A 15,495-nucleotide genomic window follows, 5' to 3' on the forward strand; every position below is an offset into this window, starting at 1 on the left:
GATAACCGAAACAACATGTTGCGAGTTAGCCGAAAGTCTCCCGCAACAGCCCCGCGAATGCATCCCGTGCCAGGTGGCGTTGGGTGTCCTTGTGCCAGAACAGCAGGTTATCCACGGCCGCCAGCTCTTCAAATCGATAAGACGCCAGCTGATTGGCCTGCTCATAGCGCGCCAGGATGCCTTCCGGCGCCAATGCCACGCCAATCCCGGCGCTGACGCAACCGATGATCGTGCCCCAACTGGCATAGCTGGCAATGGTCGGTTTGAAGTTGTGCGGCTTGACCCAGTTTTCCAGTGCTGCGCGATACGGGCAGCCAGGCGGCCAGACCAGCAGGGTGCGGCCGGCGAGGTCCTCGGCGCCATTGATGGGTGCACTGGATGCGCTGGCGATCAGCACCAGGCGCTCGCTGTAGACCACGCTGTGTTCGAGCTTGGAGCGTTTGTTGCCGGCGGCCACGAGCGCCACGTCCAGGCGATGGTGTTGCAGGTCGTCGAGCAACGGGCCCCAGGCGCCTGTCACCAGTTCCAGGCTGACATCCGGGTAGCGCCGGTGATACTCCGCCAGCAGCGGTGGCAAACGTCCGCTGGCGCTGGATTCCACCGCGCCGATACGCAAAGTGCCACGGGGAATGGCGCTGGCGTCCACGGCGCGTTTGGACTCATCCACCAGCGCCAGAATGCGCTCGCAGTACTCCAGGAAAATCTCACCGGCGGCACTGATCGCCAGCCCACGCCCGGCGCGGATGAACAGTGGTGTGCCAAGCTCGCCTTCCAGCTGTTTGATGCGCGTGGTGATGTTGGACGGCACGCAATGCAGCAGCACGGCCGCTTGGGCCACGCTGCCGGTTTGTGCCACGGCTCGCACCATTTTCAGTTGGGCCAGTTCCATTGCTCAGTTCCAGTGATTGCAGAAGTCAGAAACGGTTAATTGTCCTGCGCCTTACGGGGGCGAAGACTGACGGCACACCTTCTCAGTTTCTGGACGCCGTCGATGAATAACCCTTCACCCGCAAAGCTTACGCTAGTCATCGCCAGCGTCATCCTGTGTTGGGCCTATTCGCCGATTGGCGTGCACATGGGGCTGCACAGCTACAGCCCCGGACAATTGGCGTTGTTAAGGTTTTTGATTGCGTCGGTGTTCATGGGCGGTGTGGCACTGGTGATGGGCATCGGTCGTCCGCGCTTGCGGGATTTTCCGTGGTTGTTGGTGCTGGGGTTCTTCGGCGTGTTCCTGCACCACACCAGCCTCAACTACGGGCAGCAATGGGTCACGGCAGCGGCGTCCAGCGTACTGGCGCAGTCGGCGCCGCTGTTCAGTGTGCTGATCGCGTTTTTCTGCCTGAAGGAGCGGGTCAGCGCTTGGCGCTGGGGCTGCGTATTGCTGGGGCTGCTCGGCGTGCTGGTGGTGATCTGGGGGGATCAGGGGCTGGGTGAGATCGACCCGCGTGGCTTGTTGATCCTGCTGGCGGCGGTGTCGTGGAGTGTGTATTTCGCCCTGCAGAAACACTATGCCCACCGCTACAGTCCGCTGACTATGGCGTGCTACATGGTGTGGGCGGGCACCCTGATGCTGTGCGTGAACCTGCCGGGCCTGCCTGCTGCGGTGGTGCAGGCGCCGTTGGCGGAGAACGTCGCGGTGCTGGTCCTCGGTATTTTTCCCAGCGCCTTGGCGTATCTGGCTTGGGGTTATGTGTTGAAGCATGTGGAGGTCAGTCGCGCGTCGGTGGCGATGTACCTGATCCCGCCGGTGGCGATGGTGATGGCCGCGACGTTGCTGGGTGAACACATTGCCTTGCAGGTGATGATGGGCGGTGTGATCGTGCTGGCCAGCGTGGCGGCGATCAGTCTGGAAGGGCGCTGGCGGTCAATCGTTCAGACAAAACGCACGCAAACGGTGGCCATCGAAGTCCAGGGCCAGCGGTGACTGGATAAGGACGGCGCCGCGTTCTACCCATCGGTCGTGCAGCAAGAAGCCCACTTCACCGCCGGCTGTAAGCTGGACTGTGGCTCGACCAGAGCCCGAGCCTATAAGGAGCGCCTGTCAGTTTTTGTCAGGGGCGAGCAGGGGTGCCGGGTTTTCGCCGGTGTACAGCTTGATGATGTCGTCGATTTCGCCGGACATTTTCATCCGCAACAAGGTGCGCAGGATTTTTTGCGCCGGCACGTCGGGATCGTTACGCACGATGCAACCGAGGTTTTGCTCGTCAATCAACGCGACCTTGTGCAACCGCTGGCTGATCGGCATTTTCTGGTTGAAACGGTCGACGATCCATTCGTTGCTCACCGCATAGTTGAATCGCCCCGCCACCAGTTTGTGCAGCACCAGCTCTTCGCTATGGGCGTCGTCACGGGTGAGTTGGCCGTTGGCAAACAGCGGGTCGAGGGCGGCATAGCGATAGTTGAGCACCGTGCCGATCGGCTGAGGTGCCAGCTTGAGCACCTGTACCGGCTGGTTTTGCGCACTGACCAGCACATTGCGCTGCATCATTAAAGGCAAGCTCCAGATGTAGTCGCCGGACAGGTTGTCGACCCACGCCTGGGTGACGTAACAGCGCACATCAATGTCGCCGCGTCCCATGGCCGCAGAGATGCGTGCCCGGGCCAGCACGTGGAACTGTGCCGGATGACCAACCTGGGTGGCCAGGCTCAGCATCACGTCATACAAAATGCCCTGGGTCGGCCGACCGTTCTCCAGTTGCACCATGGGCATCGCCCAACTATCGGAAACCGAGAAGCGCAGCGGTGCAGGCGCCGCCAGGCTAGCCGTGGTCATCATCCATAAAGCGCCCAGGACTACGCGCATACACTCTCCGGGTTCAGGCCTTTTGGAGGCCAGTCAGCAGAGCTTAGTCAGATTAGGCGAGCGTGCCGGATGCAATTTCCCCCTTGCTCCGCTAGCATTACCGGCTTCCGCTTCCCAGTTGCGACGGTTTTCGATGAGTTATCAGGTTCTTGCACGTAAATGGCGTCCGCGCTCGTTCCGCGAAATGGTCGGCCAGACCCATGTGCTCAAGGCTCTGATCAATGCCTTGGACAGCCAGCGGCTGCACCACGCCTACCTGTTCACCGGTACTCGGGGGGTGGGCAAGACCACCATTGCGCGCATCATCGCCAAATGCCTGAACTGTGAAACCGGTATCACTTCGACGCCTTGTGGCACTTGCTCGGTGTGCCGCGAGATCGACGAAGGGCGCTTCGTAGACCTGATCGAGATCGACGCCGCGAGCCGCACCAAGGTCGAAGACACCCGCGAGTTGCTCGACAACGTGCAGTACGCGCCTAGCCGCGGTCGCTTCAAGGTCTACTTGATCGACGAAGTGCACATGCTGTCCAGCCATTCCTTCAACGCGCTGCTGAAAACCCTGGAAGAGCCGCCGCCCTACGTCAAATTCATCCTGGCCACCACCGACCCGCAGAAACTTCCTGCAACGATCCTGTCGCGGTGCCTGCAGTTCTCCCTGAAAAACATGACCCCCGAGCGCGTGGTCGAGCATTTGACCCACGTGTTGGGTGTCGAGAACGTACCGTTCGAAGACGACGCGCTATGGCTGCTCGGCCGTGCCGCCGATGGTTCGATGCGTGATGCCATGAGCCTTACCGACCAGGCCATCGCCTTCGGTGAAGGCAAGGTCATGGCCGCCGATGTGCGCGCCATGCTCGGCACCCTCGACCACGGCCAGGTGTTCGATGTGCTGCATGCATTGATCGAAGGTGATGCCAAGGCGTTGCTCGAAGCCGTGCGCCACCTCTCGGAGCAAGGCCCGGACTGGAATGGCGTGCTCTCGGAAATCCTCAACGTCCTGCACCGCGTCGCTATCGCCCAGGCTTTGCCGGAAGGTGTCGACAACGGCCATGGCGACCGCGACCGCGTGTTGGCCCTGGCCCAGGCGTTGCCGGCCGAAGATGTGCAGTTCTACTACCAGATGGGCCTGATCGGTCGTCGGGACTTGCCTTTGGCGCCGGACCCGCGTGGGGGCTTTGAAATGGTCCTGCTGCGCATGCTGGCGTTCCGGCCAGCTGATTCGGCCGATGCGCCGAGACAGCCGCTAAAGCCAGTGGGGATCAGCCAGGCCACAGTTGATTCCGCCAAACCAGTGGCTGGCGCGGCGGTGGTTGCGCCAGTGGTTGCTGCCCCGGTTGCGCCGGCGCCTGAGCCAGCCCCTGTGGTGGTGGCACCTGTGGTTGAGCCGGAGCCGGTGGTTGAGCCCGAGCCTGTCGTCGACTTGCCTTGGAATGACCCGGTAGAAGCCGAGGTCGAAGAAGTCGAACAGCAGCCCTATGTTGAGCCCGTGCTGGAAACTGCCAGCGAGCAGCCTGAGCTGACGCCTATGCCTGCGTCGACACCGGACAGCGTGGTGCCAGCCGCTCCTGAGTGGGTTTCAGCACCGGTTCCCGAGCCGACAGTCGCCCAGGTTGAAGCCGCAACCCCAGGCATCGACCTCGACGACGAGCCGCCGCTGGACGAAGACTACATCGAGCCGGACATGGATTCGGCCTACAGTTACCTGGACGATTTGGCCAGCGAACACACCGCCGAACCGGCCCCCGAGCCCGAAGCAGAACCCGCGGCAGCCCCGGCCACTGGCCTGGCGTTGCAATGGCTGGAACTGTTCCCGAAACTGCCGATCTCCGGCATGACCGGCAGTATTGCCGCCAACTGCACCCTGATTTCCGTCGACGGCGACCATTGGCTGTTGCACCTGGATCCGGCCCACAGCGCCCTGTTCAACGCGACCCAGCAACGGCGCCTCAACGATGCCCTGAACCAGTACCATGAGCGCACGCTGACTATCACCATCGAGTTGATCAAGCCCGAGCAGGAAACCCCGGCCCAGGCCGCGACCCGCCGGCGTATCAACCGTCAGCGCGAGGCTGAGGATTCGATCCACGCAGACCCGCTCATCCAGCAAATGATGCAACAGTTTGGTGCGGTCGTTCGTCACGATACTATTGAACCTGTCGAAGCCCCGGTGACCCAAGCGTCATGACACCGGGCTATTAATTGATCCACGTACTTTTGAGGTGATTCCCATGATGAAAGGTGGCATGGCCGGCCTGATGAAGCAGGCGCAGCAGATGCAGGAAAAGATGGCCAAGATGCAGGAAGAACTGGCCAACGCCGAAGTCACCGGTAAAGCCGGTGGCGATATGGTCAGCGTGGTGATGACTGGGCGTCACGACATCAAGCGCGTGAGCATCGACCCAAGCGTGCTGCCAGGCGTGGGCGAAGATGACCTGGAAATGCTCGAAGCGCTGTTCGCCGCGGCCGTCAACGACGCCGTGCGCAAGATCGAAGCCAATAGCCAGGACAAAATGTCCGGCGTGACCGCTGGCATGCAACTGCCACCGGGCATGAAGATGCCGTTCTGATTCTCCAGCGTTAGCTAGACTCCAATGCCAGGCCCAGTGCCTGGCATTTTTGTTTGTGCCTATTCAATCGAATCCCGATCGAACCCTGGCCCGGCACCCATGGTCTGCAACCTATACCGATGAATTCGATAAGGAGCCCCTGATGCCTCAAGAACTGACCCTGAACCAACGTATCGTGCTGGTCTCGCGCCCCCAAGGCGCGCCCACTCCGGAAAACTTTCGCCTGGAGCGCGTGAGCTTGCCGGAGTTGGCGGACGGCCAAGTGCTGCTCAAGACCCTCTACCTGTCCCTTGACCCCTACATGCGCGGGCGCATGAGCGACGCACCGTCCTACGCCGCGCCGGTGGAAATCGATGAGGTGATGACCGGCGGTGCTGTCAGCCGTATCGAGCAATCCCGTAACCCGAAATTCGAAGTGGGTGATCTGGTGGTCGGCGCCACCGGTTGGCAGAGCCACAGCATTTCCGACGGCCGCAACCTGATTCCGGTGCCCAAAGGTCTCGCCAGTCCGTCCATGGCGTTGGGCGTATTGGGGATGCCGGGTATGACGGCCTACATGGGCCTGATGGACATTGGTCAACCCAAGGCTGGGGAAACCCTGGTGGTCGCCGCTGCCTCCGGCGCAGTCGGTTCGGTAGTGGGCCAGGTCGCCAAGCTCAAGGGCCTGCGCGTGGTCGGGATTGCAGGCGGTGCGGACAAGTGCCGCTATGTCGTGGATGAACTGGGCTTTGATGCCTGTATCGACCATAAGAGCGCAGACTTCGCCGATCAACTCGCCCAGGCTTGCTTCAACGGCGTGGACATCTATTTCGAGAACGTCGGTGGCAAGGTGTTCGACGCCGTGATGCCTTTGCTCAACCCCAAGGCACGCATTCCTTTGTGCGGGCTGATTGCCGGCTACAACGCCCACGAAGCCCCCAGCGGGCCTGATCGCTTGCCGGCGCTGCAACGCACGTTGCTGACCAAGCGGGTGCGCATCCAGGGCTTTATCGTGTTCGATGACTACGGTGATCGTCAGCCAGAGTTCCTCAGTGCCATGGCGCCCTGGGTCCGCGACGGCAAGATCAAGTTCCGCGAGGACGTGGTCGATGGCTTGGAGCAGGCGCCCGAAGCCTTTATCGGCCTGCTTGAAGGGCGCAACTTCGGCAAGTTGGTGGTGCGGGTCGCGCAGGATTGAGGATTTGACGCTAATCCGGGGCGCGGGTATAAACCGCGTCTCGTTGTTTTGTCGGACCATTGCCCCATGAGCTTCAGCCCCCTGATTCGCCAACTGATCGACGCCCTGCGCACGTTGCCGGGTGTCGGCCAGAAAACCGCCCAGCGCATGGCGCTGCAACTGCTGGAGCGTGATCGCAGCGGCGGCACCCGGTTGGCCCAGGCCCTGAGCCAGGCCATGACGGGCGTCGGCCACTGCCGCCAGTGCCGAACCCTCACCGAAGAAGACCTTTGCCCGCAATGCGCCGACCCGCGTCGCGACGACACGTTGCTGTGTGTGGTGGAAGGCCCGATGGACGTCTACGCGGTGGAGCAGACCGGTTATCGCGGGCGTTACTTCGTGCTCAAGGGCCACCTGTCGCCGCTGGACGGCCTGGGCCCGGAGGCCATCGGCATTCCGCAACTGGTGGCACGTATCGAAGAGCAGGGCACCTTTACCGAGGTGATCCTGGCCACCAACCCGACCGTGGAAGGTGAAGCCACCGCCCATTACATCGCCCAACTGCTGAGCAACAAAGGCCTGATCACTTCGCGTATCGCCCATGGCGTGCCGTTGGGTGGGGAGTTAGAGCTGGTGGATGGTGGCACGCTGGCGCATTCGTTCGCCGGTCGCAAGCCGATCGCGCTCTAACAATAAACACCAGCCAAATGTGGGAGGGGGCTTGCTCCCGATGGCAGTGGATCAGTCATGAATCTATTGGCTGACACACTGCTATCGGGAGCAAGCCCCCTCCCACAATGGTTTTGCGGTGTGATTGAGATCTGTGTTGCTAACCAAGCAAGCGCTTGGTAATTTCGCTCCACCTCTCCGTGGAGCTTGCCGATGTCTGCCTATCAGGACTACTTCGACCCCAGCCACCAATTGCTCCGCGACAGCGTGCGCCGTTTTGTCGAGCGCGAGCTGTTACCGGGCATCGAGCAATGGGAGGAGGCGGAGAGCTTTCCCCGAGCGTTGTACCTTAAGGCCGGTGCGGCGGGGATCCTCGGTATCGGTTATCCCGAATCCTTGGGCGGCAGTCACGAGGGCGATCTGTTCGCCAAGGTGGCCGTCAGCGAGGAATTGATGCGCTGCGGCTCCGGCGGCGTGGTCGCGGGATTGGGCTCGCTGGATATCGGCTTGCCTCCCATCGTCAAATGGGCGCGGCCCGAAGTGCGCGAACGTGTGGCCCCGCAAGTGCTCTCGGGCGAGAAGATCATCGCCTTGGCCGTCACCGAACCCAGCGGCGGCTCCGATGTAGCCGGCCTGCGCACCCGCGCCGTGCGTGATGGCGACGTTTACCGGGTCAGCGGCAGCAAAACCTTTATCACCAGCGGCAACCGCGCCGATTTCTACACCGTTGCTGTTCGTACCGGAGGGCCAGGCTTTGGCGGCATCAGCCTGTTGCTCATCGAAAAAGACACCCCGGGTTTCACCGTCGGCCAGCCCCTGAAGAAAATGGGTTGGTGGGCGTCGGACACGGCAGAGTTGTTCTTCGATGATTGCCAGGTGCCCGTAGGCAACCTGATCGGCGCCGAGAACATGGGGTTTGCCTGCATCATGGGCAACTTTCAGAGTGAACGGCTGGCGCTGGCATTGATGGCCAATATGACCGCGCAGCTTGCGCTTGAGGAAAGCCTCAAATGGGCCGCGCAGCGTGAAGCATTTGGCAAGCCCATTGGCAAATTCCAGGTGCTCAAGCATCGCTTGGTGGAAATGGCGACTGCTGTGGAAGTGTCCAGGGAATTCACCTACCGCCAAGCCGCCAAGATGGCCGCTGGCAAGAGTGTGATCAAGGAGATATCCATGGCCAAGAACCTGGCCACCGATACCGCCGATCGGGTGACTTATGACGCCGTGCAGATCCTCGGCGGCCAGGGCTATATGCGCGGCAGCCTGGTGGAGAGGCTGTATCGCGACAACCGTATCCTGTCGATCGGCGGCGGCACTCGTGAAGTGATGAATGAAATCATCAGCAAACAGATGGGGCTTTGAGGCGGCTTACCTGCCTCATCGGGGCAAGCCCTCTGCCACATTTTGATGTGTAAACACCTTCAAGTGTGGGAGGGGGCAGCCCTTGATAGCGTCAGTCCAGGCAAATATTACCGCTCGCTCAGCGCAAACTGCGTCAGGCAAAACGTCGGAATCCCCATGTCTTCCAAACGCTGCGAGCCACCCAGCTCCGGCAGATCAATAATTGCCGCGGCTTCAAAAATCTTCGCACCCATGCGCCGCACCAGGTTCGCCGCAGCGATCAAGGTCCCGCCTGTGGCGATCAGGTCATCGAACATCAGCACCGAGTCGCCTTCGCACAGGCTGTCGGCGTGCACTTCCAGGAAAGCTTCGCCGTATTCGGTCTGATAACCCTCGGCCAGGACATCGGCCGGCAGCTTGCCCTGCTTGCGGAACAGGATCAGCGGTTTGTTCAGTTGGTAGGCAATGATCGAACCGATCAGAAACCCGCGGGCATCCATCGCGCCGATGTGGGTGAAATCGGCTTCGACATAGCGATGGGCAAAGGTATCGGCCACCAGGCGCAGGGCCTTGGGCGATTGGAACAGCGGCGTGATGTCACGGAAGATCACCCCAGGCTTGGGGAAGTCGATGACGGGGCGGATCAGGGATTTGATGTCGAACGAATCGAAGGTCATCGTCGAAGAGTCCTGGGAGGAAAACGGACTCGAAGTATACCTGCGGCCTCACCGATTGGCGCGGCCACAAGTGTCTGCATCAACCCTCTAGAGAACCACCCGCCAGCGCACACAGCTGGATCGGGTCGAGAATGTGCACTTCCTTGCCTTCGGCGGCAATCAACTCGTTCTGCTGGAAACGAGTGAACACGCGGGACACGGTTTCCACCGCCAGACCCAGGTAGTTGCCGATTTCGTTACGCGACATGCTCAAGCGGAACTGGTTGGCCGAGAAACCGCGTGCCCGGAACCGGGCCGACAGGTTGACCAGGAATGTCGCGATGCGCTCGTCGGCGGTTTTCTTCGATAACAGCAGCATCATCTGCTGGTCGTCACGAATTTCTCGGCTCATCACGCGCATCAACTGGCGGCGCAGTTGAGGTAATTGGATGGCCAGTTCGTCCAGGCGTTCGAAGGGGATTTCGCACACCGACGTGGTCTCCAACGCCTGGGCCGACACGGGATGCATCTCGGTGTCCATGCCCGACAAACCCACCAGTTCGCTGGGCAGGTGAAAACCGGTGATCTGCTCCTCGCCGTTGTCGCTCAGGCTGAAGGTCTTCAACGCGCCCGAACGTACTGCATAGACGGAGTCGAACTGATCGCCCTGACGAAACAGGAACTCGCCTTTCTTCAGCGGGCGACCACGTTTAACGATGTCGTCCAGCGCATCCATGTCTTCCAGATTCAGCGAAAGTGGCAGGCAGAGGGGGGCCAGGCTGCAATCCTTGCAGTGAGCCTGGCTGTGAGCGCGCAGTTTGACTGGCTCGGACATTTCTTAAATCCTTGTGGGAAAACACACATAAGACGTAAGGGTAACGCACTGGGGGGCAGTGAGGCCAGCGTGTACAAAAAACAGACAGCCGTATAAAGCTTTGTGTATCGGTGCCGATACATATGTGTACGTTCATGAGCAGGAGCTCAGCGCATGTTGATCATCGCCGCCAACAACCCCTCCATCCGTGTGCCAAACCCAGAGCCGGCCCCGCCCGCTGCGGCGGTTGAGACGCAGGATGCCGTGTCAACGCCTGCCACGAGCGAAGGCGTGAAGGTGAGCATTTCGCCGGATGGCTTTAAGGCTGCGGGTGCGGCCAAAAGTGCCAACGCCGATATCGATGACAGCGGTCTGGACGACAACGTTAAGCAAGTTCTTAAAATGATCCGTCAGTTGAAGCAGCAGATCGCCGAAAAATTGGCGGAGCTTCAGGCCATCGCCGCGGACAAAAGCCTGACGCCGGAGGAGGTTCAGGCCAAGGTCGCTAACGTGCAAGGTGCCATCAGTTCCTTGCAGGCCGGCTTGATGACGGCCCAAATCTCCTTGGCCAAGGCCATGAAAACCATGAGTGCCGATCAGGCGCTCAAGGCCGCTTCGTTGTCGATGTAACTAGATCACCCGTGAAAACCGTTGCCGGTTCTGGTGTTCCAGGTACGCGTCGAACACCATGCACACCGAGCGCACCAGCAAGCGCCCTGCGGGCAGCACCCGAATGCCCTGGGCGTCGAGCGCGATCAGGCCGTCCTTGGCCATGGCCTCAAGTTGCAGCCAGATCTCATCGAAGTACCCGCGAAAATCAATATTGAAGGCCTGTTCGATACGCTCGAATACCAGGCTGAAATTGCAGATCAACTGCTGAATCACTTCCCGTCTTAGTCGATCGTCTGTGGTGCAGACCAAGCCACGGCTGGTCGCCAGCTGCGCGCCGGCCAGGGTGTTCTGGTAGCCGTTGAGGTCACTGCTGTTCTGGCAATACAAGTCGCCGATCTGGCTGATCGCCGACACACCCAGGCCGATCAGGTCGCAATGGCCGTGGGTGGTGTAGCCCTGGAAATTGCGTTGCAGCGTGCCTTCTTCCTGGGCGATGGCGAGTTCGTCATCCGGCAGAGCGAAGTGGTCCATGCCGATGTAGCGATAACCCGCCTCGGTCAATTGCGTGATGGTGGTTTGCAGCATCAGCAGTTTTTCCGCCGGTGCTGGCAGCTCGTCGCTGTCGATGCGCCGCTGGGGCATGAAGCGCTCCGGCAGGTGCGCATAGTTGAACACCGACAGGCGATCCGGTTGCAGCTTGATCACTTCTTCCACGGTGCGCGCGAAGTTGATCGGCGTTTGCTTGGGCAGGCCGTAGATCAGGTCGATATTGATCGAGCGAAACTGCAAAGTGCGCGCCGCATCGATTACTGCGCGAGTCTCTTCCAGGCTTTGCAGGCGGTTAACGGCCCGCTGGACCTCGGGGTCGAGGTCTTGCAGGCCAATGCTGACGCGGTTGAAACCGAGTTCACGCAGCAGGCCCATGGTGGCCCAGTCGGCTTCGCGCGGGTCGATTTCGATGCCGTAGTCGCCGGAATCATCATCGAGCAAATTGAAGTGCTGGCGCAGGGAGCCCATGACCTGACGCAGTTCGTCGTGGCTGAGAAACGTCGGCGTGCCGCCGCCGAAATGCAACTGCTCCACCGGCTGTTTCGGGTCGAGGTGGCAGGCCACCATTTGGATTTCCTGCTCCAAGCGGTGCAGATATGCCTGGGCGCGGCCACGGTCTTTGGTGATCACCTTGTTGCAGGCGCAGTAGTAGCAAATGTTCGCGCAGAACGGCACATGCACATACAGCGACAATGGGCGCACAGCCTTGCGACTGTCGCGCAGGGCGTGTAGCAGGTCGAATGTGCCGACCTGGCTGTCGAATTGTACGGCGGTGGGGTAGGACGTATAGCGCGGTCCCGCCAGGTCGTAGCGATGAATCAGATCGGTGTCCCAACGAATGGCGTCGAGCATGCGGGCGTCCCCCGGATAGGCTAGTGGGCCGAGTCTAGAGGCGTGGAGCAGAGGGCATCTTGATTTGCATCAACGAGCAGCGGCGCTATGCCACATGGCCTTTTAGTGGCCCATCAGCCAGTGCTGGTGCGGCCCTGGCAAGGTCCAAATACCGAACACAATGACCAGAAATCCACCGGCCATGCGCACGCTGCGTTTGCGCAATAACGCGGTGACGCGTTCGGCGGCCAGCCCAGTCGCCAGCAGCACGGGCCAGGTGCCCAACCCGAACGCGAGCATCAGCAAGGCACTGTCCAGCGCATTGCCCTGGCTCGCTGCCCACAGCAGGGTGCTGTAGACCAACCCGCACGGCAACCAGCCCCACAGCGCGCCCAGCAGTAGAGCGCGGGGCAGGCTGGACACCGGCAGCAAACGGGTGGCAACGGGCTGGATATGCCGCCACAGGCCGCGCCCGAGGCTTTCGATACGGGTGAGGCCGCTCCACCAACCGGCCAGGTACAGGCCCATGCAGATCAGCAGCAGACCGGCGAGCACGCGCATGAACATCGCCGCCGGGCTATTGGCCACGGCCCAGCCGGCCAGGCCGATCAACAGCCCAGCCGTGGCGTAACTGAGGATTCGCCCCAGGTTGTACGCCAGCAGCAGGCGAAACCGGCGACTGCGTTGCTCCTTGGGAATTGCCAAAGTCAGCGCGCCCATCAGCCCGCCGCACATGCCCAGGCAATGACCGCCGCCCAGCAGGCCCAGGATCAGCGCGGAGACCAGCAGCGGCGCTAATTCAAGCATGAGGTGGGTCTTTGGGCGGTTGTTCCGGGCCGTTGGCTTCGTCGATGGCGGCCAGGTGGTTCGGGTCCTGGTCGTCGAACAGCACGCTGTGGGCCGGGCCGTCGAGGTCATCGTACTGGCCGCTGTCCACGGCCCAGAAGAAGATGTAAATAGCGATGGCCACTATCAGCAGCGCCGCCGGAATCATCACGTATAAAGCTGGCATCTGCACTCCATGCCCGCGCGGCTCACGCGGGCAGCGGGCGGGTGATTGAGGGGGCGCTGGCGGCCTGTGCGCTCGGCACGCGAGTCAGGCGCAGGGCGTTGAGTACCACGGTCAACGAACTGATGGACATGCCGACTGCCGCCCAGATTGGCGTGATCCAGCCCAAAGCAGCAAACGGCAACATCAGGCCATTGTATAGGCCCGCCCAGAGCAGGTTTTCAATAATCACTCGTCGGGTGCGCCGCGCCAGGCTGAAAGCCTGCACCAGAGCGTCGAGGCGATTGGAGAGCAACACCGCATCGGCACTGGTCTTGGCCAGGTCGGTGGCCGAGCCCATTGCCACGCTGATATCGGCGGCGGCGAGGACGGGGACATCGTTGACGCCATCGCCGAGCATCAGCACCTTGCGACCTTCCTTGTGCAGCTGTTGCAGCACGTGCAGCTTGTCGTCGGGACGCAGGCCGCCGTGGGCCTCGTCTATGCCCAGCTCAAGGGCGACACTGGCGACCATCGGCGAACTGTCCCCGGACAGCAGCAGTGTGCGCCAACCGCGCGCCTTGCAAGCGGCGAGCAGGGCGGGGGCGTCGCTGCGCAGGCGGTCATCCAGTACGAACCAGGCGAGGGCGCCGCTGCGGTCGCCCAGCAGCAGCCATTGCCCGGCGTCGTCCGGCGGAGCGGGGATCGGGCAGCCACTGAGTTCGCAGACGAAACCCGGCTGGCCGATGCGCAGCAGACGCTCGCCCACTCGACCTTCCAGACCGAGACCGGGGGTACTGAGCACTTCGTCAGCGGCCAATGGCGCACGGCCAAAGGCGCGGGCAATCGGATGTTCCGAGCGGTTTTCCAGTGCGGCGGCGAGACCCAGGCAGTCGTCGCTGCCCAACTCGCCCAGCGGCCGGATTGCGCGCAGGGCCAGGCGACCTTCGGTGAGGGTGCCGGTCTTGTCGAAAATCACCGTGTCGATCTGGTTCAGGCCCTCCAGCACATGGCCACGGGTCAGCAGCAGCCCGAGTTTGTGCAGGGTGCCGGTGGCGGCGGTCAGGGCGGTCGGTGTAGCGAGGGACAACGCACATGGGCAGGTCGCCACTAGCATCGCCAGCACGATCCAGAACGCTCGTGATGAGTCCAGTTCCCACCACAGCAGGCCGATCAGCGCAGCGGCGATCAGCGAACACAATAGGAACCACTGCGCGGCGCGGTCGGCGATTTGCGCCAGTCGCGGTTTTTCGGCCTGGGCGCGCTCCAGCAGGCGCACGATGGCGGACAGGCGGGTCTCGTGGCCAAGGGCGCGCACTTCGACGGTCAGCGCGCCGTCGACGTTGAGGGTGCCGGCGGTGACGGTGTCGCCGACTTGGCGCGGTTGCGGTAAGTACTCGCCGGTGAGTAGGGACTCATCAATGCTGGACTGGCCATCGAGGATCACGCCGTCTGCTGGCAGCACCGCGCCCGGATGCACCAGCACGCGGTCGCCCAGGGCCAGTTCGCTCAACAGGATGCGTTCGCTCTGGCCGTCGTCTTTCAAGCGCAGGCACGACGCAGGCAACAGGTTGACCAACTGCGCAGTGGCCGCCGCCGTGCGCTCCCGGGCACGGCGTTCCAGGTAGCGACCGGCCAGCAGGAACAGTGCAAACATGCCCACTGCATCGAAATACAGCTCGCCGACGCCGGTGATCGCGGTCCATATTCCCGCCAAATAAGCCCCGCCAATGGCGAGGGATACTGAAACGTCCATGGTCAGGTGGCGCGTGCGCAGGTCGCGCATGGCGCCCTTGAAGAACGGCGCGCAGCTGTAGAACACGATGGGGGTTGTCAGAAACATCGCCACCCAACGCAGAATTACATGCAGCTCCGGGCTCAGGTCGATGTTGAATTCCGGCCAGGTGGCCATGGTTGCCATCATTGCCTGGAACCACAGCAGCCCGGCGACACCGAGTTGGCGCAAAGCCAGACGGTTTTCGCTGGCCAGTTGCTCGGCGGCGCGGTCGGCCTGATAAGGATGGGCGGCATAGCCGATATGGCGCAGCTCACTGAGCACTTGGCTCAACGGCAATTGCCCGTCGGCCCAGCGCACCTGCAAGCGATGGTTGGACAGGTTCAACCGCGCCTCGGCAACGGCGGGCAAGCTGCGCAGGTGTTTTTCGATCAGCCAGCCACAGGCGGCGCAGCTGATGCCTTCCATCAACAGGGTCGTTTCGGCCAGTTCGCCTTGGTGGTGCACGAAGGGTTTTTGCACGTCGGCGCGGTCGTACAGCGCCAGTTCGTCCACCAGTTGCACCGGCAGCGTTTCGGGGTTGGCCGAGGCTTCGCTGCGGTGCTGGTAATAGCTTTCCAAACCTGCGGCCACGATTGCTTCGGCCACCGCCTGGCAGCCCGGGCAGCAGAGTTCGCGGCGCTCACCGAGGATATCGGCGGTGAACCGGCTGCCGGGCGGTACGGGCAAAGCGCAGTGGTAGCAGGGAGTGGGGGTGGTCATGGTTCGGGATCT

15 protein-coding genes are annotated in these 15,495 nt (G+C 61.9%); 7 read left to right on the forward strand and 8 right to left on the reverse strand.

What is annotated here, in order from left to right; translation table 11 throughout:
- Positions 1–25: 25 nt before the first annotated feature.
- The gene (locus ACKZ62_RS07170; protein ID WP_032887645.1) at positions 26–889 is read right to left on the reverse strand and encodes a LysR family transcriptional regulator; all 864 of its coding nucleotides are present in this window, start codon (positions 887–889) and stop codon (positions 26–28) included.
- A 102-nt stretch (positions 890–991) separates the two neighbouring features.
- On the opposite strand from ACKZ62_RS07170, the gene ACKZ62_RS07175 reads away from it, so the two are divergent.
- Positions 992–1,924, forward strand: a complete 933-nt coding sequence (locus ACKZ62_RS07175; protein ID WP_122754483.1) for a DMT family transporter — start codon at positions 992–994, stop codon at positions 1,922–1,924.
- Positions 1,925–2,041: 117 nt separating this feature from the next.
- Here ACKZ62_RS07175 and ACKZ62_RS07180 read toward each other — a convergent pair whose 3' ends face one another.
- Positions 2,042–2,803, reverse strand: coding sequence for a substrate-binding periplasmic protein (locus ACKZ62_RS07180; protein ID WP_122754482.1), 762 nt, complete (start codon positions 2,801–2,803; stop codon positions 2,042–2,044).
- A 133-nt stretch (positions 2,804–2,936) separates the two neighbouring features.
- On the opposite strand from ACKZ62_RS07180, the gene dnaX reads away from it, so the two are divergent.
- The 5 genes from dnaX (at position 2,937) to ACKZ62_RS07205 (ending at position 8,557) form a co-directional block, all read left to right on the forward strand.
- A complete protein-coding gene (dnaX, locus tag ACKZ62_RS07185) occupies positions 2,937–4,988 on the forward strand; it encodes a DNA polymerase III subunit gamma/tau (RefSeq protein ID WP_122754481.1) in 2,052 nt (683 codons plus the stop codon).
- Between the two features lie 43 nt (positions 4,989–5,031).
- Positions 5,032–5,370 (forward strand): YbaB/EbfC family nucleoid-associated protein, encoded by a 339-nt coding sequence (locus tag ACKZ62_RS07190; RefSeq protein WP_032887653.1) that lies wholly within the window; start codon positions 5,032–5,034, stop codon positions 5,368–5,370.
- 142 nt (positions 5,371–5,512) lie between these two features.
- Positions 5,513–6,547 carry an NADPH-dependent curcumin/dihydrocurcumin reductase gene (locus ACKZ62_RS07195; protein ID WP_122757024.1) on the forward strand — a complete coding sequence of 345 codons (1,035 nt, stop codon included), beginning with the start codon at positions 5,513–5,515 and terminating at the stop codon, positions 6,545–6,547.
- 66 nt (positions 6,548–6,613) lie between these two features.
- Positions 6,614–7,216 (forward strand): recombination mediator RecR, encoded by a 603-nt coding sequence (gene recR, locus ACKZ62_RS07200; protein ID WP_032887656.1) that lies wholly within the window; start codon positions 6,614–6,616, stop codon positions 7,214–7,216.
- Between the two features lie 192 nt (positions 7,217–7,408).
- Complete coding sequence (locus tag ACKZ62_RS07205; protein ID WP_122754479.1) at positions 7,409–8,557, forward strand: acyl-CoA dehydrogenase family protein; 1,149 nt, start codon at positions 7,409–7,411, stop codon at positions 8,555–8,557.
- A 107-nt stretch (positions 8,558–8,664) separates the two neighbouring features.
- Here ACKZ62_RS07205 and ACKZ62_RS07210 read toward each other — a convergent pair whose 3' ends face one another.
- Together ACKZ62_RS07210 and fnr are read right to left on the reverse strand one after the other, a co-directional pair.
- Positions 8,665–9,213, reverse strand: coding sequence for an adenine phosphoribosyltransferase (locus tag ACKZ62_RS07210; protein WP_032887660.1), 549 nt, complete (start codon positions 9,211–9,213; stop codon positions 8,665–8,667).
- Positions 9,214–9,292: 79 nt separating this feature from the next.
- Entirely contained in the window at positions 9,293–10,027 is a 735-nt protein-coding gene (fnr, locus tag ACKZ62_RS07215) for a fumarate/nitrate reduction transcriptional regulator Fnr (protein ID WP_032887662.1), read from the reverse strand.
- Positions 10,028–10,180: 153 nt separating this feature from the next.
- Here fnr and ACKZ62_RS07220 point away from each other — a divergent pair, with 153 nt between their 5' ends.
- Positions 10,181–10,636 carry a hypothetical protein gene (locus tag ACKZ62_RS07220; RefSeq protein WP_095185367.1) on the forward strand — a complete coding sequence of 152 codons (456 nt, stop codon included), beginning with the start codon at positions 10,181–10,183 and terminating at the stop codon, positions 10,634–10,636.
- Here ACKZ62_RS07220 and hemN read toward each other — a convergent pair whose 3' ends face one another.
- The 4 genes from hemN to ACKZ62_RS07240 all read right to left on the reverse strand — a co-directional run bounded on the left by hemN (position 10,637) and on the right by ACKZ62_RS07240 (position 15,483).
- Positions 10,637–12,019 (reverse strand): oxygen-independent coproporphyrinogen III oxidase, encoded by a 1,383-nt coding sequence (gene hemN / locus ACKZ62_RS07225; protein WP_095185368.1) that lies wholly within the window; start codon positions 12,017–12,019, stop codon positions 10,637–10,639.
- Between the two features lie 102 nt (positions 12,020–12,121).
- Positions 12,122–12,805: a sulfite exporter TauE/SafE family protein gene (locus ACKZ62_RS07230; protein WP_122754477.1), complete on the reverse strand. Its 684-nt coding sequence runs from the start codon at positions 12,803–12,805 to the stop codon at positions 12,122–12,124.
- Positions 12,798–13,010 carry a cbb3-type cytochrome oxidase assembly protein CcoS gene (ccoS, locus tag ACKZ62_RS07235; RefSeq protein WP_032887669.1) on the reverse strand — a complete coding sequence of 71 codons (213 nt, stop codon included), beginning with the start codon at positions 13,008–13,010 and terminating at the stop codon, positions 12,798–12,800. The genes ACKZ62_RS07230 and ccoS overlap by 8 nt, the downstream gene beginning before the upstream one ends.
- Positions 13,011–13,032: 22 nt before the next feature.
- A complete protein-coding gene (locus ACKZ62_RS07240; RefSeq protein ID WP_122681184.1) occupies positions 13,033–15,483 on the reverse strand; it encodes a heavy metal translocating P-type ATPase in 2,451 nt (816 codons plus the stop codon).
- Positions 15,484–15,495 lie beyond the last annotated feature (12 nt).

The organism is Pseudomonas sivasensis, from assembly GCF_052938085.1.

What these genes read in the sequence shown, in the direction of transcription:
- ACKZ62_RS07170 (WP_032887645.1), bottom strand. Translation starts at nt 889, where the DNA reads ATGGAACTGGCCCAACTGAAAATGGTGCGAGCCGTGGCACAAACCGGC.
- ACKZ62_RS07175 (WP_122754483.1), top strand. Translation starts at nt 992, where the DNA reads ATGAATAACCCTTCACCCGCAAAGCTTACGCTAGTCATCGCCAGCGTC.
- ACKZ62_RS07180 (WP_122754482.1), bottom strand. Translation starts at nt 2,803, where the DNA reads ATGCGCGTAGTCCTGGGCGCTTTATGGATGATGACCACGGCTAGCCTG.
- dnaX (WP_122754481.1), top strand. Translation starts at nt 2,937, where the DNA reads ATGAGTTATCAGGTTCTTGCACGTAAATGGCGTCCGCGCTCGTTCCGC.
- ACKZ62_RS07190 (WP_032887653.1), top strand. Translation starts at nt 5,032, where the DNA reads ATGATGAAAGGTGGCATGGCCGGCCTGATGAAGCAGGCGCAGCAGATG.
- ACKZ62_RS07195 (WP_122757024.1), top strand. Translation starts at nt 5,513, where the DNA reads ATGCCTCAAGAACTGACCCTGAACCAACGTATCGTGCTGGTCTCGCGC.
- recR (WP_032887656.1), top strand. Translation starts at nt 6,614, where the DNA reads ATGAGCTTCAGCCCCCTGATTCGCCAACTGATCGACGCCCTGCGCACG.
- ACKZ62_RS07205 (WP_122754479.1), top strand. Translation starts at nt 7,409, where the DNA reads ATGTCTGCCTATCAGGACTACTTCGACCCCAGCCACCAATTGCTCCGC.
- ACKZ62_RS07210 (WP_032887660.1), bottom strand. Translation starts at nt 9,213, where the DNA reads ATGACCTTCGATTCGTTCGACATCAAATCCCTGATCCGCCCCGTCATC.
- fnr (WP_032887662.1), bottom strand. Translation starts at nt 10,027, where the DNA reads ATGTCCGAGCCAGTCAAACTGCGCGCTCACAGCCAGGCTCACTGCAAG.
- ACKZ62_RS07220 (WP_095185367.1), top strand. Translation starts at nt 10,181, where the DNA reads ATGTTGATCATCGCCGCCAACAACCCCTCCATCCGTGTGCCAAACCCA.
- hemN (WP_095185368.1), bottom strand. Translation starts at nt 12,019, where the DNA reads ATGCTCGACGCCATTCGTTGGGACACCGATCTGATTCATCGCTACGAC.
- ACKZ62_RS07230 (WP_122754477.1), bottom strand. Translation starts at nt 12,805, where the DNA reads ATGCTTGAATTAGCGCCGCTGCTGGTCTCCGCGCTGATCCTGGGCCTG.
- ccoS (WP_032887669.1), bottom strand. Translation starts at nt 13,010, where the DNA reads ATGCCAGCTTTATACGTGATGATTCCGGCGGCGCTGCTGATAGTGGCC.
- ACKZ62_RS07240 (WP_122681184.1), bottom strand. Translation starts at nt 15,483, where the DNA reads ATGACCACCCCCACTCCCTGCTACCACTGCGCTTTGCCCGTACCGCCC.